This is a genomic window from Lysobacter sp. 5GHs7-4, assembly GCF_021284765.1.
GTDB lineage: Bacteria > Pseudomonadota > Gammaproteobacteria > Xanthomonadales > Xanthomonadaceae > Lysobacter.
This window is the reverse complement of sequence record NZ_CP089924.1, coordinates 2,835,186-2,862,079: the sequence shown is the minus strand read 5'-3', so window position 1 is coordinate 2,862,079 and position 26,894 is coordinate 2,835,186. Positions and strand designations below refer to the sequence as shown.

At 69.1% G+C, this 26,894-nt stretch carries 23 protein-coding genes, 1 other RNA gene and 1 pseudogene; 21 read left to right on the top strand and 4 right to left on the bottom strand.

What is annotated here, in order from left to right:
- Positions 1–71: 71 nt before the first annotated feature.
- From rpsF to LVB77_RS12905, 13 genes are all read left to right on the top strand, one after another.
- Entirely contained in the window at positions 72–500 is a 429-nt protein-coding gene (gene rpsF, locus LVB77_RS12965) for a 30S ribosomal protein S6 (protein WP_056175092.1), read from the top strand.
- A gap of 12 nt (positions 501–512) precedes the next feature.
- Positions 513–743 carry a 30S ribosomal protein S18 gene (gene rpsR / locus LVB77_RS12960; protein WP_055899483.1) on the top strand — a complete coding sequence of 77 codons (231 nt, stop codon included), beginning with the start codon at positions 513–515 and terminating at the stop codon, positions 741–743.
- A 164-nt stretch (positions 744–907) separates the two neighbouring features.
- Positions 908–1,360 (top strand): 50S ribosomal protein L9, encoded by a 453-nt coding sequence (rplI, locus tag LVB77_RS12955; protein WP_232906520.1) that lies wholly within the window; start codon positions 908–910, stop codon positions 1,358–1,360.
- Between the two features lie 301 nt (positions 1,361–1,661).
- Positions 1,662–3,074: a replicative DNA helicase gene (locus LVB77_RS12950; protein ID WP_232906519.1), complete on the top strand. Its 1,413-nt coding sequence runs from the start codon at positions 1,662–1,664 to the stop codon at positions 3,072–3,074.
- A gap of 232 nt (positions 3,075–3,306) precedes the next feature.
- A complete protein-coding gene (locus tag LVB77_RS12945) occupies positions 3,307–3,993 on the top strand; it encodes a DUF899 family protein (protein ID WP_232906518.1) in 687 nt (228 codons plus the stop codon).
- A 430-nt stretch (positions 3,994–4,423) separates the two neighbouring features.
- Positions 4,424–4,765 (top strand): glycine zipper 2TM domain-containing protein, encoded by a 342-nt coding sequence (locus LVB77_RS12940; protein ID WP_232906517.1) that lies wholly within the window; start codon positions 4,424–4,426, stop codon positions 4,763–4,765.
- A gap of 153 nt (positions 4,766–4,918) precedes the next feature.
- Positions 4,919–5,254: an antibiotic biosynthesis monooxygenase gene (locus LVB77_RS12935; protein ID WP_232906516.1), complete on the top strand. Its 336-nt coding sequence runs from the start codon at positions 4,919–4,921 to the stop codon at positions 5,252–5,254.
- A 57-nt stretch (positions 5,255–5,311) separates the two neighbouring features.
- On the top strand, positions 5,312–6,445 hold the full coding sequence (locus LVB77_RS12930) for a M23 family metallopeptidase (RefSeq protein ID WP_232906515.1): 1,134 nt from the start codon (positions 5,312–5,314) through the stop codon (positions 6,443–6,445).
- A gap of 101 nt (positions 6,446–6,546) precedes the next feature.
- Positions 6,547–7,623 (top strand): alanine racemase, encoded by a 1,077-nt coding sequence (gene alr, locus LVB77_RS12925; protein WP_232906514.1) that lies wholly within the window; start codon positions 6,547–6,549, stop codon positions 7,621–7,623.
- Between the two features lie 259 nt (positions 7,624–7,882).
- Entirely contained in the window at positions 7,883–9,520 is a 1,638-nt protein-coding gene (locus LVB77_RS12920) for a S8 family serine peptidase (RefSeq protein WP_232906513.1), read from the top strand.
- 96 nt (positions 9,521–9,616) lie between these two features.
- Positions 9,617–11,047, top strand: a complete 1,431-nt coding sequence (locus LVB77_RS12915) for a deoxyribodipyrimidine photo-lyase (protein WP_232906512.1) — start codon at positions 9,617–9,619, stop codon at positions 11,045–11,047.
- A gap of 464 nt (positions 11,048–11,511) precedes the next feature.
- Positions 11,512–12,969 (top strand): wax ester/triacylglycerol synthase family O-acyltransferase, encoded by a 1,458-nt coding sequence (locus tag LVB77_RS12910; RefSeq protein ID WP_232906511.1) that lies wholly within the window; start codon positions 11,512–11,514, stop codon positions 12,967–12,969.
- A gap of 474 nt (positions 12,970–13,443) precedes the next feature.
- Positions 13,444–14,163, top strand: a complete 720-nt coding sequence (locus tag LVB77_RS12905) for an OmpA family protein (RefSeq protein WP_232906510.1) — start codon at positions 13,444–13,446, stop codon at positions 14,161–14,163.
- A 377-nt stretch (positions 14,164–14,540) separates the two neighbouring features.
- Here the strand turns inward: LVB77_RS12905 and LVB77_RS12900 are convergent, their stop codons facing one another.
- Positions 14,541–15,752, bottom strand: a complete 1,212-nt coding sequence (locus LVB77_RS12900) for an FAD-binding oxidoreductase (protein ID WP_232910286.1) — start codon at positions 15,750–15,752, stop codon at positions 14,541–14,543.
- A gap of 307 nt (positions 15,753–16,059) precedes the next feature.
- On the opposite strand from LVB77_RS12900, the pseudogene LVB77_RS12895 reads away from it, so the two are divergent.
- Positions 16,060–16,227 (top strand): annotated as a pseudogene (locus LVB77_RS12895) (HupB); the annotation flags it as partial.
- Positions 16,228–16,281: 54 nt separating this feature from the next.
- Positions 16,282–16,620 (top strand): BON domain-containing protein, encoded by a 339-nt coding sequence (locus LVB77_RS12890; protein WP_232906509.1) that lies wholly within the window; start codon positions 16,282–16,284, stop codon positions 16,618–16,620.
- Positions 16,621–16,737: 117 nt separating this feature from the next.
- Here the strand turns inward: LVB77_RS12890 and LVB77_RS12885 are convergent, their stop codons facing one another.
- Entirely contained in the window at positions 16,738–16,914 is a 177-nt protein-coding gene (locus LVB77_RS12885) for a hypothetical protein (protein WP_232906508.1), read from the bottom strand.
- On the opposite strand from LVB77_RS12885, the gene LVB77_RS12880 reads away from it, so the two are divergent.
- Both LVB77_RS12880 and LVB77_RS12875 read left to right on the top strand, forming a co-directional pair.
- Positions 16,913–17,560 carry a CBS domain-containing protein gene (locus LVB77_RS12880; RefSeq protein ID WP_232906507.1) on the top strand — a complete coding sequence of 216 codons (648 nt, stop codon included), beginning with the start codon at positions 16,913–16,915 and terminating at the stop codon, positions 17,558–17,560. The genes LVB77_RS12885 and LVB77_RS12880 overlap by 2 nt on opposite strands.
- A 189-nt stretch (positions 17,561–17,749) precedes the next feature.
- Entirely contained in the window at positions 17,750–22,165 is a 4,416-nt protein-coding gene (locus tag LVB77_RS12875) for a DEAD/DEAH box helicase (protein WP_232906506.1), read from the top strand.
- A gap of 687 nt (positions 22,166–22,852) precedes the next feature.
- On the opposite strand, the gene LVB77_RS12870 is transcribed toward LVB77_RS12875, so the two are convergent.
- Positions 22,853–23,893 carry a nitronate monooxygenase gene (locus LVB77_RS12870; RefSeq protein ID WP_232906505.1) on the bottom strand — a complete coding sequence of 347 codons (1,041 nt, stop codon included), beginning with the start codon at positions 23,891–23,893 and terminating at the stop codon, positions 22,853–22,855.
- A gap of 189 nt (positions 23,894–24,082) precedes the next feature.
- Between LVB77_RS12870 and ssrA the strand changes: the two genes are divergently transcribed.
- The 4 genes from ssrA to LVB77_RS12850 all read left to right on the top strand — a co-directional run bounded on the left by ssrA (position 24,083) and on the right by LVB77_RS12850 (position 25,954).
- Positions 24,083–24,436: a transfer-messenger RNA gene (ssrA, locus tag LVB77_RS12865) on the top strand.
- A gap of 169 nt (positions 24,437–24,605) precedes the next feature.
- Positions 24,606–24,797: a hypothetical protein gene (locus LVB77_RS12860; protein ID WP_232906504.1), complete on the top strand. Its 192-nt coding sequence runs from the start codon at positions 24,606–24,608 to the stop codon at positions 24,795–24,797.
- Between the two features lie 305 nt (positions 24,798–25,102).
- The gene (locus LVB77_RS12855) at positions 25,103–25,588 is read left to right on the top strand and encodes a pyridoxamine 5'-phosphate oxidase family protein (RefSeq protein WP_232906503.1); all 486 of its coding nucleotides are present in this window, start codon (positions 25,103–25,105) and stop codon (positions 25,586–25,588) included.
- Between the two features lie 54 nt (positions 25,589–25,642).
- Complete coding sequence (locus LVB77_RS12850; protein ID WP_232906502.1) at positions 25,643–25,954, top strand: hypothetical protein; 312 nt, start codon at positions 25,643–25,645, stop codon at positions 25,952–25,954.
- A gap of 146 nt (positions 25,955–26,100) precedes the next feature.
- On the opposite strand, the gene LVB77_RS12845 is transcribed toward LVB77_RS12850, so the two are convergent.
- Positions 26,101–26,892 (bottom strand): enhanced serine sensitivity protein SseB C-terminal domain-containing protein, encoded by a 792-nt coding sequence (locus tag LVB77_RS12845; RefSeq protein WP_232906501.1) that lies wholly within the window; start codon positions 26,890–26,892, stop codon positions 26,101–26,103.
- Positions 26,893–26,894 lie beyond the last annotated feature (2 nt).

Sequence of the window (26,894 nt, the reverse complement as noted above, 5' to 3'; positions counted from 1 at the left end):
GCGATCCCTCGCCCGGTGGCGGGGGGCTGAACCGGCCCGGTCGACGGGCCGACACCCACAAGGAAACAACGATGCGTCATTACGAAGTCGTGTTCCTGGTCCACCCGGACCAGAGCGAGCAGGTCCCGGCCATGATCGAGCGCTACAAGTCGCTGATCGAAGCCGGCGAAGGCAAGATCCACCGTCTCGAGGATTGGGGCCGCCGTCAGCTGGCCTACCCGATCGAGAACCTGGTCAAGGCCCACTACGTCCTGCTCAACATCGAAGTCACCCAGACCGTGCTCAACGAGCTGGTCGACGGCTTCCGTTTCAACGACGCGGTGCTGCGTCACCTGGTCATGAAGCGCGACGAGGCCGACACCGAACAGTCCCTGATCATGAAGTTCAAGGACGAGAAGGGCGACAAGCCCGAGCGCGGCGAGCGCCGTCGTCGTGACGACGACAGCGACAACGCAGTCGGCACCGCCGACAGCGCCGAAGACAACGCCGAAGCCGCCTAAGGGATCGCACTCATGTCCAAGTTCTTCCGCCGCCGCAAGTTCTGCAAGTTCACCGCCGAGGGCGTGAAAGAGATCGACTACAAGGATCTCAACACCCTGCGCCAGTACCTCACCGAGACCGGCAAGATCGTGCCGAGCCGCGTGACCGGTACCAAGTCGAAGTACCAGCGCCAGCTGTCGACGGCCGTCAAGCGCGCCCGTTTCCTCGCGCTGATCCCGTACACCGACAACCACAACGCCTGAGTAAAGCCGTTCGCCCGCTGGCGGGCGAACTCTTTGTCCCCCTCTCCCGTTCACGGGAGAGGGCAGGGGTGAGGGCCGCGACCGCGACCGAACCCGCACAAAGCTTTTCGGACAGCGAACCCGCTGCGGACCTACAGGCCCGCTAACGAATACGGAGCACCACCATGCAACTGATCCTCCTGCAGAAAGTCACCAACCTCGGCAACCTCGGCGACAAGGTCAACGTGAAGCCGGGCTACGGCCGCAACTTCCTGGTCCCGCAGGGCAAGGCCGTGCCGGCCACCGCCGCCAACCTGGCCGAGTTCGAAGCCAAGCGCGCCGACTACGAGGCCAAGGCCAAGTCGCTGCTCGACGGCGCCGAAGGCCGCAAGGCCAAGCTGGAAGACGTGTCGGTGACGATCCACGCCAACGCTTCCACCGAAGGCAAGCTGTACGGCTCGGTCACCCCGCGCGACATCGCCGACGCCCTGACCAAGCACGGCCACCCGGTCGAGAAGTCGGAAGTGATCATGGGCGAAGGCCCGCTGCGCCGCACCGGCGAATACGACATCCTGCTGCACCTGCACGCGGACGTCGAAGTCACCGTCAAGGTCGTGGTCGAAGGCGAAGTCGCCTGATCCGATCCTCGCGCCAGCGATGACGACGAAAGGCGCCGCGAGGCGCCTTTCGTTTTTTGCGGTCCTGTCGCGTCCGGTTTTGGGGCGCGCCGACCGCACCCGTCGCAGCCGGTGAGAACGCAGTGTGCGATAGAGTCGGAGTTGCCCACCTCTTATCCACAGCTTCGTCACAGGCTTGTCTGCAACGCCGGCGGGGCATTCGCCTCTACGATGGCCGACCGGCCGGGCCCCGCGCGGGTCCACTGATCACCCGACATAAACGGCCGTGTTGGACGGCTGCGCAGCGAGGAACGCGACACAGATGAGCGCACGAACCGGATTCAGAGGAGAGAAGCGGTTCGAAACCCGCGCCGAGCAGCGCATCGACCAACTGCGCGTGCCGCCGCAGTCGGTGGAGGCCGAGCAGGCCGTGCTGGGCGGCCTGATGCTGGCGCCCGACGCCTATGACCGCGTCGCCGACCAGCTGGTCGAAGAGGATTTCTACCGTCGCGACCACCAGCTGATCTACCGCGCGATCCGCGAGCTGGCCGAGAAGAACAAGCCCTTCGACGCGGTGACCCTGGGCGAGTGGTTCGACTCGATGGGCCTGTCCGAGCAGGTCGCCGGCGGCGCGTATCTGATCGAGCTGGCCAGCACCACGCCCTCGGCGGCCAACATCGCCGCTTACGCCGAGATCGTGCGCGACAAGGCGGTGCTGCGGCAGCTGATCGAGGTCGGCACCGGCATCGTCAACGACGGCTTCCAGCCCGACGGCCGCGACAGCGGCGAGATCCTGGCCAAGGCCGAGCAGGAGGTGTTCGCGATCGCCGAGGCCGGCGCGCGTGGGCGCACCGACTTCACCCCGGTCAACAAGGCGCTGTCGGAAGCCTTCGACGTGCTGCAGACGCGCTACGCCAACGGCGGCAGCGTGACCGGCCTGCCGACCGGCTACACCGAATTCGACGAGATGACCGCCGGTCTGCAGAACACCGACCTGCTGATCCTGGCCGCGCGTCCGGCCATGGGCAAGACCACCCTGGCCCTGAACATGGCCGAGTACGCCGCGTTCCGCAGCAAGAAGGCGGTGGCGATTTTCTCGATGGAAATGTCGGCCAGCCAGTTGGCGCTGCGCCTGATCTCCTCGGTCGGCCGCGTCAACGCCCAGCGCCTGCGTTCGGGCCAGCTCGAGGACGAGGACTGGAGCCGCGTGACCAGCGCGATCCGCCAGCTGCGCGAGGCCAAGATCTTCATCGACGACACCCCGGGCCTGTCGCCGGACGTGCTGCGCGCCAAGTCGCGCCGGCTCAAGCGCGAGCACGACCTGGGCCTGATCGTGATCGACTACCTGCAGCTGATGTCGGTGCCAGGCAACAGCGAGAACCGCGCCACCGAAATCTCCGAGATCTCGCGCTCGCTCAAGCACCTGGCCAAGGAACTCAACCTGCCGGTGATCGCGCTGTCGCAGCTCAACCGCTCCTTGGAAACCCGCGCCGACAAGCGTCCGGTGATGGCCGACCTGCGCGAGTCCGGCGCTATCGAGCAGGACGCCGACGTGATCGTGTTCATCTACCGCGACGATTACTACAACAAGGAAACCTCGCCGGACAAAGGCCTGGCCGAAGTCATCATCGGCAAGCAGCGTTCCGGCCCGACCGGCTCGCTCAAGCTCAAGTTCTTCGGCGAGTACACGCGTTTCGACAACCTCTCGCACGACTCGGTGGGTTCGTTCGAGTAAGCCGCCCGACGAGTCGTGCCGGCCGACGCTGCCGGCGGCGCACGCCGCCGCTGCGCCGGACTGGGCGCGCGCACGCGGTATTGACGCTCTGCAAAGACCGCATGTGCTAACAAGCGGGCAGGAGCATCGATGCGCCAGGCGCCTTCGCGCTACCGCAGGCACCGGACGACATCGCGGTGCGCAAGCATGGCTCCAGGCAGCGAAGCAGATCGCTCTCCAGGAGGCACGCACCATGAAACCGACCGCAACGCCGCCCATCGTCGACCGCGACGAGTGGGAACGCGCCCGCGCCGAACTGCTGCTGCGCGAGAAGGCGCACACGCGCGCCGGCGACGCGCTGGCCGCCGCGCGCAGGCGTCTGCCGATGCTGCGGATGCCACCGGTCACGGTCGTGGGCCGGGACGGGCCGTTGCCGCTGCAGGAGGTATTCGAAGGCCGGCGCATGCTGATCGTCTATCACTTCATGTGGCATGCGGGCGCGCCGCACGAGAAGCAGTGTCCCGGCTGCACGCACAGCCAGTCGGCCATGAATGCCGCCGTCCGCGCCTATCTGGCGGCGCGCGACGTGAGCTACGCGGTGTTCAGCAGCGGCCCCTGGGACGAATTGGCCGCCTACCGCGACTTCATGGGCTGGACGGCGCCGTGGTACTCCACCGCCGATTCGACGGCGCTGCCGAAGATTCGCAACGGCGGCGACCTGCGCTGCTACCTGCGCGACGGCGACGAGGTCTTCCAGACCTACGAAACCAAGTGGCGCGGGATCGAGGCCATGCTGCCCACGCTGCAGTTGCTCGACCTGACGGTGTACGGCCGGCAGGAGAAGTGGGAGGACTCGCCGCCGGGTTGGCCGAACCAGGACGAGCCCGGTTCGTGGTGGGATCGCGATGGCCGACCGGTCGCGCAATGGACGCGGCTGTAGCGAGGAGGGCGGGGCGGCGCGTCGATGCGGCGCTCCTGCGCTGAGAGCAAGATCAAAATGGGTTCCGGCTTTCGCCGGAATGACGCAGGTATGGGAATGGCGTTGGTCGCGTCGGCGATGCGCGATGGTCGATGCAGCGAAAGATCTCGCAACCCGCGTGACACTTCGAAACATCCCAAACCGTCGTTCCGGCGAAAGCCGGAACCCGTTTTGCTCCTGCGCGTCCGAGCGCCCTGAATTCGCGCTGCCCTCCAAGCGCCCACAGCGAATCCTTGATCGCACTCTCAATCCCGCCATCGCAGCCCACTCGCGCCGGCGCGCGTTCAGCCTGGCCGCGCTAGGGTTGCGGCCACGGCCCTGCGGCTTGACGCGCTCCCCACGCGCGCAGGCGCATCGTCGGCCTGCTCTCCAACCTTTCCCGGGTGACCCCATGAACGCCAAGCTCAAATCCACGATTGCCGTCGCGCTGATGTCCTGCGTCATGGCGACCGGCGCCGCTACCGCCCAGACCAAGTCCAAGCCCAAGCCCAAGCAGCCGCATTGCTACGACGTCGAGGTGCAGCGCCCCAAGCAGGTCAAGGACAAGCACAAGATCACCGGCACCGCTCTGGGCGCGGTCGCGGGCGGCCTGCTCGGCAACCAGGTCGGCGGCGGCAGCGGCAAGAAGGTCGCGACCGCGGCCGGCGCCGTCGGCGGCGCGCTGGTCGGCCGCAAGATCCAGGAAAACCAGCAGAACAAGACCGAGACCGTGATCGAGCGTCGCTGCGACTAAGGTCGCGACGTTCGGGAGCGAAGGACGGGCCGGCTCAGCCGGCCCGTTTCTTTTGGGCCGATCGCTCCGCCGGCGCCGTGCATGACAAACGTAACTTGTACGCGCGCCGCCGCTTCGTCAGCATGCGCCCACCGCCAGCGTTCGAGCGCGTGCATGCGACGATTGATCGAAGTGCGTACCTATCGGCTCAAGCCGGATGCGGCGGCCCGGTTCGAGCAGGCGATGACCCTGCGCGCCTTGCCGCTGCTGCGCGAGCGCGGCATGGACGTGGTCGCGTTCGGCCGCTGCGACCACGAGCACGACAGCTGGCATCTGATCCGCGCCTATCGCGACCGCGCCGACCTGATCGCGCAGCAGGACGCGTTCTACGGCTCGGCCGCCTGGCGACAGGGCCCGCGCGCCGAGGTCGTGGATTGCATCGACGACTACCTCAATACCCTGCTGTGGCTGTCCGAGGCCGCGATCGACGAACTGCGCGATCCGCGCTGAGGCCTCGCGCCGACGGCGCACGTTCTTCCTCCCACCACCACCGGACGCTCCACCCACATGCGCGCCTTCGTCTCGGCCCTGCTGTTTTCGTACGCCGGCCTGCTGCACGCCGCCGACGCCACCGCTCCCTTGCGCCAGTCCTTCGATCTGCAGGTGCCGGCTGCGCCGGCGCCGGTCGTCGTCGAAGGCAAGTCGCTGCTGATCTACGAGCTGCACCTGACCAACTTCAGCAGCGAACCGCTGCGCGTGCGCGAGGTGGAAGTACGCGACGCCGCGCGCGATCGCACCGTGGCGCGGTATGAAGGCGAGGCGCTGAGCAAGCGCTTCGACCGCCTGGCCGCCGCCAAGGGCGAGGACGCGTTGCTGCTGGCCCCGGGCCAGCGCGGCGTGCTTTATCTGGAGCTCGCGCCCGAAGCGCCCCTGCCGCAAACGCTGACGCACCGCATCGCCTACCTGGCGCCCAACCACCAGACGCCGCAGCAGGTCGCCGGCGGCGAGCTGCAGGTGGCCGCGCCGGCCGCGCTGGACCTCAGCCCGCCGGTGCGTGGCGGCCCCTGGATCGCCATCCACCATCCCGACTGGGCGCGCGGCCACCGCCGAGTGATCTACACCGTCGACGGCCGCGCGCGCATTCCCGGCCGCTACGCCATCGACTGGGTGAAGCTGGACGCGCAGGGCCGCACCGCGCACGGCGACAAGGACCTCGTCGCCAACAGCTACGGCTACGGCGAGGCGGTGCTGGCCGTGGCCGACGCCACCGTGGTCGGCGTGCGCGACGACGTGGCCGAGACCGAACGGGTCTCGCAGCACGGCAAACAGGCGCTGGGCGACGCCACCGGCAACTACGTCGCGCTGGACCTGGGCGACGGACGTTATGCGTTCTACGAGCACCTCAAGCCGGGCAGCGTGACGGTGACGCGCGGCCAGCGCGTGCGCCGCGGCGAGGTGCTGGGCGCGCTGGGTTTCACCGGCGACTCCACCGGCCCGCACCTGCATTTCCACGTCGCCGACCGCGCCTCGCCGCTGGGATCGGACGGCGTGGCGTTCGCGTTCGACCGTTTCCGCGTGCTCGGCCATTACCCGGACTTGTCGCAGATGGGTAAGGCGCCTTGGCTGCCGCCGCCGGCGTCCGAGCGGCTCAGTCGCGAGCGCGAGCGCCCGGCGCCGAACACCGTGCTGCAGTTGGACTGACCCGCGGCCGGGCGTGCGCGGCCCGACAGGCGTGCGCAGGTCGCGGCATCGCGGGCGATGCCGACAGCCTGCGCACGCCCGTCAGCCGATAAACTAGGGCGATGGCACGTCCGACCTCCGCAAGCATCCACACCGACGCCCTGCGTCATAACCTCGCCCAGGCACGTACGCGCGCCCCGCACAGCCGGGTGATGGCGGTGGTCAAGGCCGACGGCTACGGCCATGGCCTGGAGCGCGTGGCGCGCGCGCTGGAAGGCGCGGACGCGTTCGGCGTGGCCGCGCTGTCCGACGCCGACCGCTTGCGCGCGGCCGGCCTGTCGCAGCCGATCGTGCTGCTGTCGGGCTTCGACGAGGCCGACGACCTGCCGCAGCTGCGCCGGCTCGGCGTGGAAACGGTGGTGCACCACCACAGCCAGATCGAGATGCTGGAGCAGGCCGCCGACGGCGAGCCGATCCGCTGCTGGCTCAAGATCGACACCGGCATGCACCGGCTGGGCTTCGCGCCCGAGCAGGTGCGCGAGGCGTACGCGCGCCTGTCGGCGCTGGCGGGCGTGGCCGGCAACATCGTGCTGATGAACCACTTCGCCAGTTCGGACGAGTTCGACAAGCCGCAGACGCGCGCGCAGCTGCAGGCCTTCGCCGAGTCCACCGCCGGCCTGGACGGCGCGCGCTCGCTGGCCAATTCCGCCGCCGTGCTCGGCTGGCCCGACGCGCACGCCGACTGGATCCGCCCCGGCGGCGCGTTGTACGGCATCTCGGTGGTGGAGGGCACCACCGGCGCGGATTTCGGCCTGCGCCCGGCGATGACGCTGTCCACGCGCCTGATCGCGGTCAACCGCGTGCGCCGCGGCGAGCGCATCGGCTACGCCGCGACCTGGGAATGCCCCGAGGACATGAACGTCGGCGTGGCCGCGATCGGCTACGGCGACGGCTACCCGCGCGCGGCGCCGTCCGGCACGCCGGTGCTGGTCGGCGGCCAGGCCGCGCAGGTGATCGGCCGCGTGTCCATGGACCTGATGACCATCGATCTGCGCGGCATCCCCGACGCGCGCGTCGGCGATCCGGTGCTGCTGTGGGGGCCGGAGCTGCCGGTGGAACGCATCGCCGAGGTCTCCGGCACCATCGGCTACGAGCTGACCTGCTCGATCACGCGACGGGTGCGGTTCGTCGAAAGCTGAAGCGCCGGCGCCGCGGGCGGCTCATCGATGCCGCGCAAACCCGCATGCCCCTGCAGGGCTGCCAAGCAGCCCGATACCGCCGCAGCGGCGAGTTTTCCAAAACTGATAATTCAGTCACATAATCGGATTATTTCTACGCGCGGGTAGGGGGATGCCGGTTTCGTCCCGTTGGAATTAGGTCGGTCGATCGGGCGCTTACGGCACGCCCGAGCCTAAGCCGCTCCGCTCGGAGCGCGACCGGCATTCCATTGGGGGATCGATGAAGCAGAGCAAGCTGATGTACGCGCTGGGCCTGGGCCTGGCCACGATGGTCGCTGCCACCGCCGCCGCGGCGCAGGAGCAGCCCAACCCGAATCGCGTCTGGGTGAAGTTCAAGGCCGGCACCGCCAGCGCCGCCGCCGGCAAGAGCGCCGGTGCCTCCACCCAGAGCCTGGGCCAGCGCATCCAGGCGCTGCGCGGCAAGCTCAGCGCCGCGCGCGGCGGCGATGCCGTCCTCAATTACCAGTTCGACCGCCTCAACAGCGCGGTCATGACCCTGTCCTCGCCCGAGGCCATCAAGGCCCTGCGCGGTAACCCCGACGTCGAGTCGGTCGAGATCGACCAGCCGCGCTATCTGCAGGCGCAGAGCGTGCCCTACGGCATCGACCAGGTGCAGGCGCGCAGCGTGTGGGACGCCAACCAGGACGGCGTGCTCGACACCGGCGCGGCCACCGGTGCCGGCATCAAGGTCTGCGTGATCGACTCGGGCATCAACAAGACGCACGAAGATTTCGCCGGCATGACCATCACCGGCTACCCGACCGGTTGGGACACCGACACCTGCGGCCACGGCACCCACGTCGCCGGCACCATCGCCGCGGCCAACAACAGCACCGGCGTGGTCGGCGTGAGCCCGGGCAAGGTCTCGCTGCACATCATCAAGATCTTCGGCACCAACGGCACCAACGGCAGCGGCCATGGCCAGTGCAACTGGACCTATTCGTCGACCCTGGTCGACGCGGCCAACCGCTGCAACACCGCCGGCGCCAAGATCATCAGCATGAGCCTGGGCGGTCCGAACAGCTCGACCACCGAGCAGAACGCGTTCCAGACCCTGGCCAACAACGGCGTGCTGAGCATCGCCGCGGCCGGCAACGACGGCGACTCCAGCCTCAGCTACCCGGCGTCCTACGCCAGCGTGGTGTCGGTGGCGGCGGTGGACTCGGCCAACGTCAAGGCCGACTTCTCGCAGTTCAACAGCGCCGTCGACATCGCCGCGCCGGGCGTGGACACGCTCAGCACCTATCCGCTGAAGAACGACCCGCTGGTGGTCGGCACCTCCAGCTTCGCCGCCGTGCCGGTCGCCGGTTCCAAGCAGACCAGCGCCAGCGCCGGCTGGGTCAACGGCGGCCTGTGCCAGACCTCGTCCAACACCTGGCGCAACAAGATCGTGCTGTGCCAGCGCGGCACCAACACCTTCGTCGACAAGATCACCAAGGCCAAGTCCGGTCGCGCCCTGGGCGTGGTGATCTACAACAACGTCGCCGGCGAGCTGCGTATCGGCATGTACGACGCCAACGGCAATCCGCTCACCACCACCTTGCCCGCGGTGGGCATCAGCCAGGCCGACGGCCAGGCCATCGTCGCCGGCCTGGCCGGTCAGACCATGAGCGTCGACGCCACGCCGTCGGTGTCGAACACCGCGTACCAGACCATGAGCGGCACCTCGATGGCGACCCCGCACGTGTCGGGCGCCGCGGCGGTGGTGTGGAGTTCCAAGCCGACCGCGACCGCCGCCCAGGTGCGCGATGCCCTGCTGACCACCGCGCAGGACATCGACGCCGCCGGCTACGACAACAACACCGGTTGGGGCCTGGTCCAGGCCAAGGACGCCATCACCGAGCTGCAGTCGCCGTAAACGTCGCGAAACTGCGGACGGGGCCTCGCCAGGCCCCGTCCGTGGACCGGCCCGGGGACGGCATACTGGCCGTCCCTAGGCCGATCCGGTTCCGCGATGCCCGACGCCTCCGCCACCGCGCTGGTCTGGTTCCGCGACGACCTGCGCCTGGCCGACAACCCGGCCCTGCGGGCGGCCCTGGAAGACGGCTACACGCCGATCCCGATCTACATCCACGCACCGGACGAGCAGGGCGACTGGCGGCCCGGCGCCGCCGCCGATGCCTGGCGCCATCATTCGCTGGACGCGTTGGACCGGGCGCTGCGCGCACGTGGGTCGCACCTGCGCCGCTTCGTCGGCCCCAGCCTGCCGACCCTGCAGTCGCTGCTGCTGGCCACCGACGCCGAGGCGGTGTACTGGAACCGCCGCTACGAACCGGCGATAGAAAAACGCGACACCCGCATCAAGCAGACCCTGCGCCGTCAGGGCGTGCGCGCGGAAAGCCATAACAGCGCGCTGCTGTTCGAGCCTTGGCAGCTGGCGACCAAGCAGGGCGAACCCTATCGCGTGTTCACGCCGTTCTGGCGTACGGCCCTGGCGTCGTGGCGCTTGCAGCCCACCTGGGACGCGCCTGCGTCCTTGCCCCACAGCCCGCAGGGGCCCGAAGGCGTGCCGCTGGAAGCGCTGAAGCTGCTGCCGACGCCGGCCTGGGACCGCAGTTTCTGGGAGCACTGGACGCCGGGCGAGGCCGGCGCGCACGAGGCCCTGGAGACGTTCCTCGAGGGCGCGCTGGACGGCTACGCACAACAGCGCGACCGCCCCGACCGCGTCGGCACCTCACGTCTGTCGCCGCACCTGCACTTCGGCGAGATCGCGCCCTGGCGCGTGATCGCCGCGTTGGAAACCCAGCGCAGCGCGGCGCGCGCCGGCGACATCGATGCCGCGATCCGCGAACTGGGCTGGCGCGAGTTCGCCCACCATCTGCTGCATCACTTCCCCGACACGCCGCAGCGCAACTTCAACCCGCGCTTCGAGGATTTCGACTGGGCCCGGGTAGTGCAGCCGCGCCTGCAGGACTGGCAGCACGGCCGCACCGGCGTGCCCATCGTCGACGCCGGCATGCGCGAGCTCTGGCACACCGGCTGGATGCACAACCGCGTGCGCATGATCGTCGCCAGCTATCTGACCAAGCACCTGCGTTACCACTGGCGCCACGGCGCGCGCTGGTTCTGGGACACCCTGGTCGACGCCGACCTGGCCAACAACACCCTGGGCTGGCAATGGGTCGCCGGCACCGGCGCCGACGCGGCGCCGTACTTCCGCGTGTTCAATCCGGTCACCCAGGGCGAGAAGTTCGACCCGGACGGCCGCTACGTCGCGCGCTGGGTGCCCGAGCTGGCGCCACTGCCGCTGCCGCTGCGCCACGCCCCCTGGCGCGAACCGGCCACACTGCGCCGCGTGGCGCCGGATTACCCGCCGCAACCCCTGGTCGACCTGGCCGCCGGCCGCGACGCGGCGCTGGCCGCGTATCGCAAGCAGCGCGGGTAGGGCGGCGAGGCAAGGGCGCGAGACGTCATCGCCATCGGCCGGTCGACCGTCGCCATCGCCGCAATCCGGCCAGGCACCACCCGATCGCCACGCCACCCCCGATCCGTCATCCCCACGAAGGCGGGGATCCAGGGACTTCAGCGTGTAGCTCCGTGCCTGACTTACGCGTCCCCGCAATCGAAGCTGCGGTCCTTTGACGATTGCGTCGTGTGTGCGGGGCCGACCCGGTCACTGGATCCCCGCCTTCGCGGGGATGACGAATCGAAACAGCGCCGACGGCCATAGTCCATCCCGAATCCCAAGCGCACCCACCCAACAGCAGCTCAATCCGGGCTGCACTCGGCCCACGATCGCGTCTGCACGACCATCCGCTCAATTTGCTTCGGGCGCTCCAATCCAACCTCACCGCGTTGACGCCGCTCGCAACCGCGTGATTCACTCGCCGCAGACGCTTTGGAGGGCGCATGGCCACAGCAGAACCGCGCAAGCGCGCGCGTCGCGAACCGATGTCGCGAGTGGATACGGCCTGGTTGCGCATGGAGCGACCGACCAATCCGATGATGATCACCGGCGTGCTGATGTTCGCCGAACCGATGTCCATCGATACCTTGCGGCGCGTGGTCAAGCAGCGCTTCCTGGCCTACACCCGTTTCCGCCAGAAGGCTGTCGACACGCCGGCCGGCGCGTCCTGGCAGACCGACGACGACTTCGATCTCGACTGGCACGTGCAGCTCACCGCGCTGCCGGGGCGCGGCGGCAAGCGCGGGCTGGAACGCTTCGTCAGCCAGCTCGCCTCCAGCCCGCTGGATCACAGCCGGCCGCTGTGGCAGTTCCACCTGGTCGAACGCTACGACGGCGGCTCGGCGCTGATCGCGCGCATCCACCACAGCTACGCCGACGGCATCGCCCTGGTCCAGGTGCTGCTGTCGCTGACCGACACCACGCGCGAGCCGGCCAAGGGCAGCGACCTGCCGCATGCCTGGCTCAAGACCGACGGCGCCGAGGTCGCGCGCCGGGTCGGCGCGGTTGACCGCTACATGAAGCTGGGATCGCGCGCGCTGGAAAAGGGCATGGAGATGTACCGCGACCCGACCCTGGCCGGCATGCTGGCCAAGGAAGGCGGCGAGATCGCGCGCGAGCTGCTCAACGCGCTGGCCCTGTCCGACGATCCGCCTTCGCTGCTGCGCGGCAAGTTGGGCGTGAGCAAGCGTGTGGCCTGGGCCGAACCGCTGGACCTGGAAGAAGTGAAGGCGGTCGGCCGCGCCTGCGACTGCACCGTCAACGACGTGCTGATGGCGACCGCCGCCGGCGCGCTGCGCAACTACATGATCGAACGCGGCGACAACGTCGACGGCGTGACCCTGCGCGCGACCGTGCCGGTCAACCTGCGCCCGCTCGAACACGCCAAGAAGCTGGGCAATCACTTCGGCCTGGTGTTCCTGGAGCTGCCGGTCGGCGAGGGCAATCCGATCCGCCGGGTCGAGCGTGTCGCCGAATGCATGAATAACTTGAAGAATTCACGGCAAGCTATTGTTGCATTTGGGCTTTTGGCTGCTCTTGGCATGGCGCCGTCGCAGGTGCAGGGGCTGGCGCTTGAACTCTTCAGCCGCAAGGCCACCGCGGTGGCGACCAACGTGCCCGGCCCGCAGCAGCCGCTGTACCTGGCCGGCTGCACCCTGCGCGAGATGATGTTCTGGGTGCCGCAGACCGGTTCGATCGGCGTCGGCATCTCCATCCTCAGCTACAACGGCCGCGTCCACTTCGGCCTGATCGCCGACGCCAAGCTGATCCCCGACCCCGATGCCGTGATCAGCCGTTTCGGCGCCGAGTTCGACAAGCTGCTGTACCTGGCGCTGATGGGCAACTGGGACCACACCCTCGACGCCGCCGGCGCCGACGCCCTGGTCGCGATCGACGAGTAACGCAGCCGGCATCGCGCGGGTGCGACACGCACCGCGCCCGCGCGACCACCGCACTGGCCCATGCCCGCTTCGCTTTGGCGTAGGAGCGGCGTAAGTCGCGACCGCGCCAACACACCCACGACGCAACGCGTCTTTTTCCGGGTAGGCGCGGCGCAAGCCGCGACCGCATATCGCCGCGGTCGACGCACTCCGCGCTCGCCGTACCTGCACCGTCAAACCGACAGATTGAATTGCCTCTCCCGCTTGCGGGAGAGGGCTAGGGTGAGGGGATGAGCGCGACGCGCGAATGCTTTTGCTCTCACGCGATCCGCATGGATTGCGGCCATCGCGACGGGCTTGGTTGCCGCTGAGAGCGAGGGCTCGCCCGCCCGCGCCACCCCTGCCGAAACCTGAACTGGCCGGCGCACCCATCACCCATCCGTGACGCCGGCGTGATTAGCTTGGGGCCGCCGAAACTCAGCTCAGGACGCCCCCATGAAAACCCAGATCAAGATCGCGATGGCCGCCGCCGCGATGACCGCCGCGCTCGCCGGTTGCGCCACCGGCGGTGGCGGCTACTACGGCGGCCAGCCGCAGGGCCAGTACCCGCAAGGTCAGTACCCGCAAGAACGCCAGGGCATGAGCAAGACTCAGAAGGGCGCCCTGATCGGCGCGTTGGCCGGCGTCGCCGCGGGCCTGCTCAGCGGCGACGACGCCACCGAGCGCCGCCAGCGCGCGCTGATCGGCGCCGGCGTCGGCGGCCTGGCCGGCGGCGCGATCGGCAACTACCAGGACCGCCAGGAGCGCGCGCTGCGCGAGCGCATGGCCGGCACCGGCGTCGACGTGGTGCGCCAGGGCGACAACATCACCCTGAACATGCCCAGCAACATCACCTTCGCCTTCAACAGCTCGCAGCTGGAGTCGCAGTTCTATCCGGTGCTCGACAACGTCGCCTCGACCCTGCAGGAGTACAACCAGACCATCGTCGAAGTCGCCGGCCACACCGACAGCATCGGCACCGACGCGGTCAACCAACGCCTGTCCGAACAGCGCGCCGCCTCGGTCGGCAACTACCTGATGTCGCGCGGTCTGGTGCGCGACCGCTTCATCCTCACCGGCGCCGGCAAGACCCGCCCGATCGCCAGCAACGACACCGAGGACGGCCGCGCCCAGAACCGCCGCGTCGAAATCACCTTGGTGCCGCTGCGCTCCTGAGTGATTGCAGGGCAGGCGCCAAGCGCGCAAGCCATTGCCTGCGCTAAGTAAACCGAACGGGCCGCTCATGCGGCCCGTTCGCGTTTCGATCCTGATCCCGCTTTGGATAGCGCCCTAATCCGCCGCCGCCGCAATCGAGCCCTGCGCGGCAACGATATGTTCCTCGGCACCAAGAACGTAGCGGAACTACTTCCCCCTTTGAAAAAGGGGGATTGAGGGGGATTTGCTCTGCGCCGTTGCTTCGCGCCCAACAACAAGCGCAAATCCGCCCCAGCCCTCCAAGCCAGCAGGCCTAGCTGCCGGCGTTCGGCCGCGCACGAACCTGCGCTTCGTAAACGCCTTCCTCCATAGGTCTGCGGGCCACGCCTCCGCCGTCCTCACCCGTTCCGCTCGAACGAAAACAAGGCCGCCAACGGATGCCGCCGGCGTTCGATCAGCGCGCGCAGCAGTCCCGCGCCGATTTCGGAATAGGTGATGCCGTTGCCGCCATAGGCCATCGCGAAATGCACGCGCGGGCCGTACTGCGCATGCGGGCCGAAATAGGGCAGGCCGTCGTCGGTCTCGGCGAAGGTGCCGGCCCAGGCGAAGGTGGGCGCCAGTTCCAGGCCGGGAAAACGCCGCGAGACCTGCTTCGCCAGCCGCCGCGTCTTCTTGCCCAGGCGCGCGTCGCGGCGCGCGGGGATATCGACCGCATCGTCCTCGCCGCCGACCATGATGCGGCCGTCGCCGGTGCCGCGCAGATACAGATAGGGACGCGCCGACTCCCACACCATGGTCCTGTCCAGCCCGCGCGACTCGCTGGCCGGCATGGGGTCGGTCACGAAGGCATAGCTGCTGCGGTTGCGCGCCACCCGCTGGCGCAGCCAGCGCTGACCCGCGTAGCCGATCGCCAGCACCGCCTGCGCGGCGCGGATCGTCTGGCCTTGCGCGGTGCGCAGCAGCACCGACCGCGCCCTCGGCTCGATCGCCGCGATCTCGCTGCGGTCGTGCACGCGCACGCCGCGGCGGACCAGGCGCATCAGCAGGCGGTAGGTCATGCGGTATGGATCCACGCGCGCCGCCAGCCGGCTCAGGATCGCGCCGGGCGCATGCAGCCCATAGCGTTCGTGCAGGTCGGCGGCGTTGAGCCAGCGCACCTCGAAGCCATGACGACGGCGCAGCGCGAGCTCGTGCTTGAGTGGGTAGACATGGCGCTGTTTGCTGGCGCAGTAGACGCTGTCGGCGCGCGCGAAGCCGACGTCGCCCAAGCCGCTCGCGCGCTCGCGCAGGGCCAGCACCGCTTCGCCGCAGGCGCGGTAGGCGAGGGCGGCCGCGTCCTCGCCGTAGCGCTCGCTCAGGTCGATCATGTGGGTGTCGATCTCGTACTGCAGCAGCGCCGTGCTCGCGGCGGTGCTGCCCCAGCCGATATCGCGCTGTTCGACCACCACCACCTCATGGCCGTGCGCGGCCAGCTCGTCGGCGATCAGCGCGCCGCTGATGCCGCCGCCGATCACCGCCACCTCGCAATGCAGGTCCTCGTCCAGGGCCGGGAAGGCGTGCATCAGGCCGTTGCGCACGGCCCAATAGGGGTAACCGCTCTTCAGGTCCATGCTCATGCGCGGCACCGAGGCATGCGTGGGCTCGTCGGGGTAGGCGGCCACAGCACAGCGCAGGCGCCGTCATCGCGGAGTGAGCGCGCCGGCCACGGACGGCGCGTGGGGCGCGATTCACGATCATCGCGACGGTGCGAAGACACGCATGCGTCCGATCTTGCGCAAGCCCGCGTCAGCGCGATTCATGCGCGCGCGTGGCGAACCATCGCGACCGCGCGCTAACGAAATACTGCCGTGGCGTTTACCGCCGGCGGACTAGCCTCGCCTCGGCAATGCGATCCGCTCACAGGCAAAGGAGCCTCCCATGCCGCGTGGAGATAAATCCGCCTATACCGATAAACAGAAACGTCAGGCCCAGCACATCGAAGAGGGCTACAAGAAGGAAGGCCTGTCCGAGGAAACCGCCGAGAAGCGCGCTTGGGCGACGGTCAACAAGCAAGACGGCGGCGGCAAGAAGTCCGGTTCGGGGCGCGACAAGCATCACTGACGTTCGCGCACCTTCGTTCCATCAATCAAGGAGCATCCGATGAAGACGATCACCACCACTATGCTGGCCGCCGCGCTCATGATCGGCGTGCCTGCGCTGTCGGTTGCGCAAGAGCGCAATCCGCCGCCCGCGACCGGCGAATCCACCCAGCCGGTCAGCGACACCTGGATCACCACCAAGGTCAAGGCCGAGTTGCTGGCGGCCAAGGACGTGTCGGGCCTGATGATCGACGTCGACACCGTCAACGGCACGGTCGCCCTGTCGGGCAAGGTAGACAGCCGCGCCCAGGCCGAGAAGGCGGCGGCGGTAGCCAAGGGCGTGCAGGGCGTGCGCAGCGTCGATGCCAAGGGCCTGGTCGTGGCCAAGGCCGGTCATTGATCGCCAGGCATACCGACCGCTAGGAGCATCGGTGTCGATCGATACCGACGCGTTCGCGCTCGAGCCGCGCGAAAGCGGGCCGCGACGGCACGACTGCCGCCGTCGCGGCCGACGCGGTCAGGCCGGCGGCGGCGAATGCGCGTCGTCGCCCAGTACTTCGTTCCAGCTCAACTCGGTGCCTTTGCGATGACCTTTCTCGGTCAGCTTCAAACCGTGGGCGTCGATGGTCAGGGTGTAGAGCTTGTCGCCGATTTCCAGTTCGCGTCGCAGCGGCTTGTCCAACTTGGTCGTCATGGCGTTCTCTCCGTTGATGTCGCATCGCGGGGCGTATCGCGTCAAGGACGCATACGCGGCCGAGGATACAACGGCTGGAGCGGCCGCGGCGTGGGTTGCGCTGCGAATTCGCGTGGCCGTTCTTGTCCTCGGCTTGCGTTTCACGCGCCGCTCACGCCGTCCGTCGCAACGCCGGTGTGATGGCCGCCGGCAAACCGTTTCCCGAATTACCGAGGAATCCGATATGGCGAACGTCAGTGCGTTCATGACCGCTAATCCCGTAGCCTGCGATGTCACCACTTCGTTGCGCGATGTCGCGCGCATGATGGCCGATCACGATTGCGGCGAGATTCCCGTGCTCGATGCACGCGGTGTGCCATTGGGTGTGGTCACCGATCGCGACATCACCGTGCGCGTGGTCGCGGCGGGCCGCGACGGCACCGCCACCGCCGGCGATGCGATGACCGCGCCGGCGCGCTGCGTGGGCCTGCAGGCGGATTTGCGCGACTGCATCGAATTGATGGAGCGCGCCCAGATCCGGCGCGTGCCGGTGGTCGATAGCGAAGGCCGTCTGGCCGGCATCGTGGCGCTGGCCGACATCGCCCTGGCCGGCAAGCGCCAAGCCACCGCCGAGGTGGTGCGCGAGGTGTCGACACCGCCGGGCTAGGCGCCGCCCGTCGCAATCGCTGAGACGACCCGCGGGCATCCTGCTCGCAGGGCCGGACGGCCGCAGCGATGAACCGTTCAGCGCCTGCCGCCGCCACGGCGGCGTTACCATTCCGCAAGGCCCTGTCCGTCCCCATATCGGTGCGGACCCCTTACAGGAACGTCGCCGCTGCGATCGCGCCCGCGCGCCATGCCACTGACCGCTTTCCATCCTGCCGTCGCCGCCTGGTTCGCGGCGACGTTTCCGGCCCCGACCCAGGCCCAGGTGCTGGCTTGGCCGTCGATCCGTGCCGGCCGGCATACGCTGGTCGCGGCGCCGACCGGTTCGGGCAAGACCCTGACCGCGTTCCTGGCCGCGATCGACGCCCTGGTGCGCCAGGCCGAAGCCGAAGGCGGGCTGCCGGACCAGACCACCGTGGTCTACGTCTCGCCGTTGAAGGCGCTGTCCAACGACATCCATCTGAACCTGGACGCGCCGCTGGCGGGCATACGCGAGCAACTGGCGCGCATGGGCCGGCCCGATCCCGGCATTCGCAGCGCGGTGCGCACCGGCGACACCACCGCCAGCGAGCGAGCGCGCATGCGCAAGCTGCCGCCGCATCTGCTGGTGACCACACCCGAATCGCTCTACGTGCTGATGGGGTCCGAATCGGGCCGCGACATGCTGTCGAACGTGCGCACCGTGATCGTCGACGAAATCCACGCCGTCGCCGCGAGCAAGCGCGGCAGTCACCTGGCGCTGACCCTGGAACGCTTGCAGGCCCTGTGCGAGCACCCGGTCGCGCGCATCGGCCTGTCGGCGACGCAGAAGCCGATCGAGCAGGTCGCGCGGTTCCTGGTCGGCGCCGCCGCGATCGGCGCCGACGGAAACGCCGATTGCCAGATCGTCGACATCGGCTACGACAAGCGCCGCGATCTGGCCCTGGAATTGCCGCCGTCGCCGCTGAGCGCGGTGATGTCGCACGAGCAATGGGATCAGGTGTATGCGCGCCTGGCCGAACTGGTCGGCGAGCACCGCACCACCCTGGTGTTCGTCAACACCCGGCGCATGGCCGAACGCGCCGCGCGCCATCTCGGCGAACGCCTGGGCAAGGACGCCGTCGCCGCCCATCACGGCAGCCTGTCGCGCGAGTTGCGCCTGGACGCCGAACAGCGCCTCAAGCGCGGCGAACTGCGCGTACTGGTGGCGACCGCCTCGCTGGAACTGGGTATCGACATCGGCGATGTCGACCTGGTCTGCCAGCTCGGTTCGCCGCGCGCGATCGCCGCCTTCCTGCAGCGCGTCGGCCGTGCCGGCCACCATGTCGGCGGCGTGCCCAAGGGGCGCCTGTTTCCGCAGTCGCGCGACGATCTGGTCGAATGCGCGGCCTTGCTGGGCTGCGTGCGCCGCGGCGAGCTGGATGCGTTGGAGGTGCCGGTGGCGCCGCTGGACGTGTTGGCGCAGCAGATCGTCGCCGAGGTCGCCTCGCGCGAGTGGGAAGAAGACGCGCTGTACGCCTGCCTGACCCGGGCCTGGCCGTACGCGCGCCTGGCGCGAGCCGACTACGACGCGGTGGTGCGCATGCTCGCCGAGGGCTTCACCACCCGTCGCGGTCCGCGTGCGGGTTACCTGCACCGCGACGCCGTGCATCGGCGCCTGCGCGCGCGCCGCGGCGGCGCGCTGACCGCCGTGACCTCCGGCGGCACCATACCCGACACCGGCGACTACGCGGTGGTGCTGGAACCGCAGGCGACCACGATCGGCAACGTCAACGAGGATTTCGCGATCGAAAGCCTGGCCGGCGATGTGTTCCAGCTGGGCAACGCCAGCTACCGCATCCTGCGCGTCGAGGCCGGCCGCGTCCGCGTCGAGGACGCGCAAGGCCAGCCGCCGAACATCCCGTTCTGGCTGGGCGAGGCGCCCGGCCGCAGCGACGAGCTGTCGCTGGGCGTATCGCGCCTGCGCGGCGCGGTCGATGCGCAGCTGGCGGCCTTCGGCGAGCCCGATCCGGCCCGCGTGGCGCAGGTGCACGCGCAGGTCGCGGCCACGCTGGCGCGCGATCTGAACCTGGGCGAGGACGCCGCCGCGCAGCTGGTCGACTACCTGGCGCGTACGCGCTACGCCCTGGGCGCGGTGCCGACCCAGGACACGCTGGTGCTGGAGCGCTTCTTCGACGAATCCGGCGGCACCCAGCTGGTGATCCACACGCCCTACGGCAGCCGCGTCAACCGCGCCTGGGGGCTGGCGCTGCGCAAGCGCTTCTGCCGCAAGTTCAACTTCGAACTGCAGGCCGCGGCCACCGAGGACGCGATCGTGCTGTCGCTGTCGACCAGCCACAGCTTCCCGCTGATCGAGGTGTCGCGTTACCTGCACAGCGCCAGCGCGCTGGACGTGCTGATCCAGGCGCTGCTGGACGCGCCGCTGTTCGGCGTGCGCTGGCGCTGGAACGCGACCACCTCGCTGGCGCTGCCGCGCTACGTCGGCGGGCGCAAGGTGGCGCCGCAGCTGCAGCGTATGAAGAGCGAGGATCTGCTGGCGACCGTGTTCCCGGACCAGGTCGCCTGCGCCGAGAACCTGGTCGGCGAACGCGAGGTGCCCGACCATCCGCTGGTCGCGCAGACCTTGCACGATTGCCTGTACGAGGCCATGGACGCCGGCGGCTGGCTGCAGTTGCTGGGCCGGTTGGAGCGTGGCGAGGTGCAGGTGATCGCGCGCGACGTCACCGGTCCGTCGCCGATCGCCGCCGAAGCAATCAACGCGCGGCCATACGCCTTCCTCGACGACGCGCCGCTGGAAGAGCGTCGCACCCAGGCGGTGATGAGCCGGCGTTACGCCGACCCGGACAGCGCCGACGATCTCGGCCGGCTCGATCCCGATGCCATCGCCGCGGTGCGCGCCGAAGCCTGGCCGGAGGTGCGCAGCGCCGACGAAATGCACGAGGCGCTGATCGGCCTGGCCTATGTCGAGGCGCGTGAGGTGCGTACGCATGGCTGGCTGGATTGGCTGCAGTCGCTGGCCGACAGCGGGCGCGCGACGCGCCTGCTGCCCGTGGCCGGCCAGGACGAGGCGGGCGCGTTGTGGCTGGCCACCGAGACCTTGCCGCAGGCACGCGCCTTGTTCCCGGAGGCGACCTGGTCGCCCGAGGTGAGCGTTCCTGCCGAGTACCAAGAGGCCGCGTGGGACGCCGACGGCGTGCTGGCCGAATGGCTGCGTTCGCGTCTGACCGGCCTGGGCCCGGCGACCGTGGCCGAACTGGCGGCGTCGCTGCACCAGCCGGCCGTGGCGGTGGACATCGCGCTGGCGCGGCTGGAGGGCGAGGGCTATGTGATGCGCGGCCGCTTCAGCCGACAGAGCAGCCAGGGCGGCGCCGAGGAATGGTGCGAACGCCATCTGCTGGCGCGCATCCACCGCTACACCGTCGGTCGCCTGCGGCGCGAGATCGAGCCGGTGTCGCCGCGCGATTTCGTGCGTTTCCTGTTCGACTGGCAGCGGGTGTCCGCGGCCACGCGCATGAGCGGCCGCGATGCGGTCGAGGCGGTGCTGGCGCAGTTGCAAGGCTTCGAAGCGCCCGCGGCCGTGTGGGAAAGCGAACTGCTGAGCGCGCGCATCGCCGACTACGCACCGGTCTGGCTGGACGATCTGTGCGGCGCCGGGCGCGTGAGCTGGGCGCGCCTGCGGCCGACGCGGGTGGAGGCGGGCAGCGCCGCCGCGCCGTCGGTGCGGCAGACCCCGATCGTGTTGCTGCCGCGCCGCGACCTGGCGGTGTGGTCCTCGCTGACCGCCGCGCGCGCCGACGATGCGCCGCTGTCCTCGCGCGCCACGCGCGTGGTCGATTGCCTACGCGTGCGCGGCGCCTCGTTTTTCGACGAACTCGAACGCGGCGCGCACTTGCTCAAGACCGAGCTGGAGGAAGCCCTGGGCGAATTGGTGGCGCGCGGGCGTGTGACCTGCGACAGCTATGCCGGCCTGCGCGCGCTGCTGGTGCCGCCGTCCAAGCGCGACGGCGGCCGCGGCGGGCGTACCCGGCGCGCACCGCTGTTCGGCATCCAGGACGCCGGCCGTTGGTCGCTGACGCCGCGCCAAGCCGAGGATGCGCCCGCGGCCGCGATCGACAGCGACACCGTCGAGCACGCCGCGCGCAGTCTGCTGGACCGCTACGGCGTGGTGTTCTGGCGCCTGATCGAACGCGAGGCCCAGTGGCTGCCGCCCTGGCGCGAACTGCTGCGCGTGTATCGGCGGTGGGAAGCGCGTGGCGAGATCCGCGGCGGCCGTTTCGTCAGCGGCATGTCCGGCGAGCAGTTCGCGCTGCCCGACGCGATCGGCGCGCTACGCCGTGTACGCCAGCGCGCCGATAGCGGCGAGCTGGTCTGCGTCTGCGCGATGGATCCGTTGAACCTGGCAGGCACCGTGCTGGCCGGCGAACGCGTGGCGCGCCTGCCGGGCGCGCGCGTGCTGTTCCGCGACGGCGTGCCGATCGCCAGCCTGATCGCGGGAAAGGTCGAGCTGATCGAGGAGGGCATGGCGCCCGCTGACGCCGAGCGCGCACGCCAGGCCCTGGTTCGTCGCCGTGGCAACGCGCCTGAGCCCGCATCGGATATCTACGCGCGGCTAGCGCCGCAGAGCTAGCCGCCGCCTCGCAATAGACGCAGCGCTTCGTCAGCACCGTCGTGAAGCGCAGGCAACCCACGTAGCCAAAGCCACTCTCAATCCGTCATTCCCGCGAACGCGGGAATCCAGTGACTTCAGCGCTACCCCCACAATCCGTCATTCCCGCGAACGCGGGAATCCAGCGACTTCAGCGCCATCCCCCAATCCGTCATTCCCGCGAACGCGGGAATCCAGCGACTTCAGCGCCCCCCCCAATCCGTCATTCCCGCGAACGCGAGAATCCAGCGACTTCAGCGCCATCCCCCAATCCGTCATTCCCGCGAACGCGGGAATACAGTGACTTCAGCGCCACCCCCACAATCCGTCATTCCCGCGAACGCGGGAATCCAGCGACTTCAGCGCCATCCCCCAATCCGTCATTCCCGCGAACGCGGGAATCCAGCGACTTCAGCGCCATCCCCCAATCCGTCATTCCCGCGAACGCGGGAATCCAGCGACTTCAGCGTCACCCACAATCCGTCATTCCCGCGAACGCGGGAATCCAGTGACTTCAGCGTCACCCACAATCCGTCATTCCCGCGAACGCGGGAATCCAGTGACTTCAGCACCATCCCCAATCCGTCATTCCCGCGAACGCGGGCTCCGCTCTAATTCGGCAGAGCCGAACATCCAGCGACTTCAGCGCGTTCCATCAGCGCCTCAACCCTAACCCTCGAACCCCCGAGCCAGCTCCCGCGTCAACTCGCCCGCCGGAATTTCCCGACACCCCTGCGCATTCTGCCCAGCCCACAACGGCGAAAACTCGCCGCTGCCGCGCGCCTCAGCCGCCGCACGTACCAGCGTCAATGCGCCGCCCGCCAAGGGAAACGTCGGCGCCAACTCACTGATCGGCCCGCGCTCGCGCATGAACCGATTGACGATGCCGCGCGCCGGCCGCCCGCTGAACACATTGGTGAGCGCGGTGTGCCCGCGGTGCGCGCCCTTGAGCGCGGCGCGATGCACCGCGCTGGTCGTGGCCTCGGGGCACAGCAGATAAGCGGTGCCGATCTGCACCGCCGCCGCGCCCAACCGCATCGCCGCCGCCACACCGGCCGCATCGGCGATCCCGCCCGCGGCGATCACCGGCACCCGCACCGCCTGCGCGACCTGCCGCAGCAAGGCGAAGGTGCCGGATTGCCGGCTCAGGTCCGGGTCGAGGAAGTGCCCGCGATGCCCGCCCGCTTCCAGTCCCTGCGCGATCACCGCGTCGACACCGCGCGCCTCCAGCCAACGCGCCTCCTCGACGGTGGTGGCCGAGGCCAACACCTTCGCGCCCCAGGCCCGCACGCGTTCCAACAAGGCGGGCGAGGGCAGACCGAAGTGGAAACTGACCACGCGCGGCCGGAACGCGGCCACCAGTTCGGCAATCTGCGCATCGAACGGACGCCGTCCGGCGCCGGCGGCGATCGTCGCCGGATCGATGCCGAACTCGTCGTAGTAGGGCGCCAACGCCGCGCGCCACGCCGCCTCGACCTCAGCATCGGCTTCGGGCGGCGTATGGCAGAAGAAATTGACGTTGTAGGGGCGATCGGTCTGCGCCGCGATCGCCGCCAGTTCCTCGCCCAACTGCTGTGGGCTCAGCATTGCCGCCGGCAACGATCCCAGCCCGCCCGCCTGGCAGACCGCGACCGCCAGCGCGCTGCCTTGCGAGCCGGCCATGGGCGCCTGGATCAGCGGAAAGTCGGTACCGAGCAGGGCGTGCGGCATGGGCGTTCCATCGATGGCGACGGTGTGCGCGATTATCGCTCCATCGCGTCGGCGCCGGACCGCGCGTGGACGGACGAGCCAGCGCACGGCGGCACCGCTGTGCCGGCGCGACATGAACCGCCGTCGCCGCCCCCGCTTGTGAATGCGCCCGCCGCCCCTATACTGATCGGGTCAGCGTGAGCTGTCCCCGGGGGTGCACTGGCTTCGACGGGGGTTGCGAAATCGCCTGGCGCATGCCGAGGGGGTAGCTTTCCTCGTAAATCCAGCTGCAAACTTTTAGTTGCCAACGACGACAACTACGCTCTCGCCGCTTAAGGCGTAAGCCCCGAAACTGCTTGTGTCCGTGTTCGCAGCGTAGGGTCACTATCACGGAATCGCCAGGGGTGGCCGCCTGTCAGCCCCCGGTTAACCCAAAGCAGGCTGGTTCCCGGATGCGCTTTGCGCGCCGTGCTGTCCGGGGGCGAGATCTAACGGAGCGCTAAGCATGTAGTGCCGGGGATGGAGTGCCTTCGGACGGCGGTTCGATTCCGCCCACCTCCACCAATACGCCGTCTAGGACGGATCGAACAGGGTCGGCAAGCCGCGAGGCTGCCGGCCCTGTCCGTTTGGGGCGGGCCTGTTCGCGCGTACGCAGGCCGCTCGGGCGTCGTCACCTGCAGATCGGCTCCGCGCGCGCACACTGCGCCTGCTCACCAAGCCTGGGAGATGCGGGATGACGCCACTGGACAAGCCGCTGCGGCGCGAACTGAGCATCGGCGATCAGCGCTACACGCTCACCATCGATCCGGAACGGCTCAAGCTGGTCGAGAAGGGGCGGCGCAAAGGCTTGGAGCTGCGCTGGAGCGAGCTGGTCTCGGGCGATGCGGCCTTGGCGGTGGCGTTGCAGGCCTCGCTGGAGAACTGAGGCGCGTTGCGCGCACCGGCTCGCGCCGGCTGCGTTCCGGTGCCGGCGCGATGGCGCCAGGGCGCGGACACGAGGCGCGTCTTGCGCTGCAAGCGGCTTTGAAACGTGCGCTGCCAGGATCGTTGCTTCGGGGCGCGGCCAGAGCGTGCTTTTGCCGAAAGCTGTGGAGTGAGCTTCGCCGCTGGTCGCTTATTCACGCATCAAGATCGGGTGACGAGCGCGTACGCCGCGCTTCACGCATGGCGTACGCCGGCATAGGTAGCGTGCAGTGGCCACACGTCGCTGGCGAAATGACACGGTGGGTTATGCACGACGCCGCGGATCTCAAAGAAAAACTATGGAAGGCGCTGCGTTCGGATCGCACGTTGATGCTGGGCCTGGACGGCGTGGAGCGCGGTCACACGCGGCCCATGACCGCCATGACCGAGGACGATCGCAGTCCGATCTGGTTCTTCACCTCGACCGACAACGCGCTGGTGCCGCACTTGGCCACCGGCCGCGCGGCGATCGCGGCCTTCTCGTCGAAGGGGCACGATCTGTTCGCCAGCATCAGCGGCACGCTGGTGCGCGATCAGGACCGCGCGGCGATCGAGCGTTTGTGGAATCCCTTCATCGCGGCCTGGTTCGAGGGCGGCAAGGACGATCCCAAGTTGGCCCTGCTGCGTTTCGACGCGGCCGAGGCCGAGGTCTGGCTCAACGAGAACAGCCTGCTGGCGGGCGTCAAGATGCTGCTGGGCGTCGATCCGAAGAAGGATTACCAGGACAAGGTCGGCGAGGTGAAGCTGGGCTAGACGGGCAGGGCGCGGCCCACGCCGGGCTTGCGGATTGGCGCCTACAATGGGCGCATGGATCAGCAACTCGTCATCAAGTTCTGGCGCAAGTCGCTCACGGACGAGGCCTTCCTGGGTTCGTTGGAAAGCGAGCTCAAGCAGGCTCTGGGCGACAGCGTCGAGCTGGAGGGCTACGACGTCAGCCCGAAAGAGATCAATCTGTTCATGAACACCGCCGATCCGCGCCAGTCGTTCCGGCGCGCGCGCGAGGTGCTGGAACGATTGGGCGTGACCAACGGCGTGTCGGCCGCCTATCGCCTGATCGGCGGCGCGCGTTTCACCTCGGTCTGGCCCTTGCGTGCGATGCGGAAGTTCACGTTGCCGTGAGCGTGTAAAAGCGGGCGCGGCTAGCGGTGTCGCGCATCGGGATGGACGGTGGCGGAGTGGGGCGGTGTAACGCCTGCGTTGCCAATGTTCGGCGTGACGTTTCGTCTCCCGGGCGCGCTATCGAGCCATCCCCGCGGTCGCGTTCCTCAGCGTCGCTCGCCCGAAAACCAGCCGCGCAGCGTAGCGCCCAGCGAACGCCGGTAGAACGGTTCGACCTCGCGTAGCAAATAGTCGCTCAAGCCGTTGTCGCCTCGTTGGATCAGCACGACGTCGACGCCCGGTGCATGATCGGCGGTGTCGGCCGCCACCGCGCCGACGTCCTGCACCGTCCGCGTCAGATCGCCGTCGCCGTCCAGGCCGATCAGCAGCACCGGCGCGGGCGTGACGGCGGGATCGTGCATCTGCGCCAGGTAGGCGGCGCGGACTTGCCCGTGTTTCGACAACAGGCTGCGCAGGCTGGCCAGCATGCGCTGTGGCGTGTGCTGCGGCTGCCCCAGCAAGACTTCGCTGCTGCGCGCGACGACGCGCGGGCTGGCGGCGTGGACGGACCCGGTGTCCAGCAGGGCGGCGATTTCCCCGGGATCGAACTCCCTGCCGTACTGCGAGCTGGGGTTAAGCACTAGACGCGCGCCGCGCGTGATCTGGAAGAACTCCCGCGCGGTCACGCCGATCACCGCCACTTCGGCATCGATCTCGCGCTGCAGCGCCTGCAGGCTGGTGAAGAAGGGCAGATAGAGCGTGCCGTCGTCCTTCTGCCATTGCATCACCGCCAGCTTGTTACGGCCGGCGTTGGGGTCGTCGCTGGCCTCGGGCGTGCGAGTGTGGCCGATTACGTAGATCTGCGAATCCAGCAGCAGACGGTAGAACGCCGGCCGCGCGGCCGGGTCGGCGGCGGCTTGGGCCAGGGCGGTGTCCAGAGGGGTGGGTGTCGAATCCATGC

Coding starts and splice junctions, on each gene's coding strand:
- rpsF (WP_056175092.1), top strand. CDS start 72: ATGCGTCATTACGAAGTCGTGTTCCTGGTCCACCCGGACCAGAGCGAG.
- rpsR (WP_055899483.1), top strand. CDS start 513: ATGTCCAAGTTCTTCCGCCGCCGCAAGTTCTGCAAGTTCACCGCCGAG.
- rplI (WP_232906520.1), top strand. CDS start 908: ATGCAACTGATCCTCCTGCAGAAAGTCACCAACCTCGGCAACCTCGGC.
- LVB77_RS12950 (WP_232906519.1), top strand. CDS start 1,662: ATGAGCGCACGAACCGGATTCAGAGGAGAGAAGCGGTTCGAAACCCGC.
- LVB77_RS12945 (WP_232906518.1), top strand. CDS start 3,307: ATGAAACCGACCGCAACGCCGCCCATCGTCGACCGCGACGAGTGGGAA.
- LVB77_RS12940 (WP_232906517.1), top strand. CDS start 4,424: ATGAACGCCAAGCTCAAATCCACGATTGCCGTCGCGCTGATGTCCTGC.
- LVB77_RS12935 (WP_232906516.1), top strand. CDS start 4,919: ATGCGACGATTGATCGAAGTGCGTACCTATCGGCTCAAGCCGGATGCG.
- LVB77_RS12930 (WP_232906515.1), top strand. CDS start 5,312: ATGCGCGCCTTCGTCTCGGCCCTGCTGTTTTCGTACGCCGGCCTGCTG.
- alr (WP_232906514.1), top strand. CDS start 6,547: ATGGCACGTCCGACCTCCGCAAGCATCCACACCGACGCCCTGCGTCAT.
- LVB77_RS12920 (WP_232906513.1), top strand. CDS start 7,883: ATGAAGCAGAGCAAGCTGATGTACGCGCTGGGCCTGGGCCTGGCCACG.
- LVB77_RS12915 (WP_232906512.1), top strand. CDS start 9,617: ATGCCCGACGCCTCCGCCACCGCGCTGGTCTGGTTCCGCGACGACCTG.
- LVB77_RS12910 (WP_232906511.1), top strand. CDS start 11,512: ATGGCCACAGCAGAACCGCGCAAGCGCGCGCGTCGCGAACCGATGTCG.
- LVB77_RS12905 (WP_232906510.1), top strand. CDS start 13,444: ATGAAAACCCAGATCAAGATCGCGATGGCCGCCGCCGCGATGACCGCC.
- LVB77_RS12900 (WP_232910286.1), bottom strand. CDS start 15,752: ATGGACCTGAAGAGCGGTTACCCCTATTGGGCCGTGCGCAACGGCCTG.
- LVB77_RS12890 (WP_232906509.1), top strand. CDS start 16,282: ATGAAGACGATCACCACCACTATGCTGGCCGCCGCGCTCATGATCGGC.
- LVB77_RS12880 (WP_232906507.1), top strand. CDS start 16,913: ATGGCGTTCTCTCCGTTGATGTCGCATCGCGGGGCGTATCGCGTCAAG.
- LVB77_RS12885 (WP_232906508.1), bottom strand. CDS start 16,914: ATGACGACCAAGTTGGACAAGCCGCTGCGACGCGAACTGGAAATCGGC.
- LVB77_RS12875 (WP_232906506.1), top strand. CDS start 17,750: ATGCCACTGACCGCTTTCCATCCTGCCGTCGCCGCCTGGTTCGCGGCG.
- LVB77_RS12870 (WP_232906505.1), bottom strand. CDS start 23,893: ATGCCGCACGCCCTGCTCGGTACCGACTTTCCGCTGATCCAGGCGCCC.
- LVB77_RS12860 (WP_232906504.1), top strand. CDS start 24,606: ATGACGCCACTGGACAAGCCGCTGCGGCGCGAACTGAGCATCGGCGAT.
- LVB77_RS12855 (WP_232906503.1), top strand. CDS start 25,103: ATGCACGACGCCGCGGATCTCAAAGAAAAACTATGGAAGGCGCTGCGT.
- LVB77_RS12850 (WP_232906502.1), top strand. CDS start 25,643: ATGGATCAGCAACTCGTCATCAAGTTCTGGCGCAAGTCGCTCACGGAC.
- LVB77_RS12845 (WP_232906501.1), bottom strand. CDS start 26,892: ATGGATTCGACACCCACCCCTCTGGACACCGCCCTGGCCCAAGCCGCC.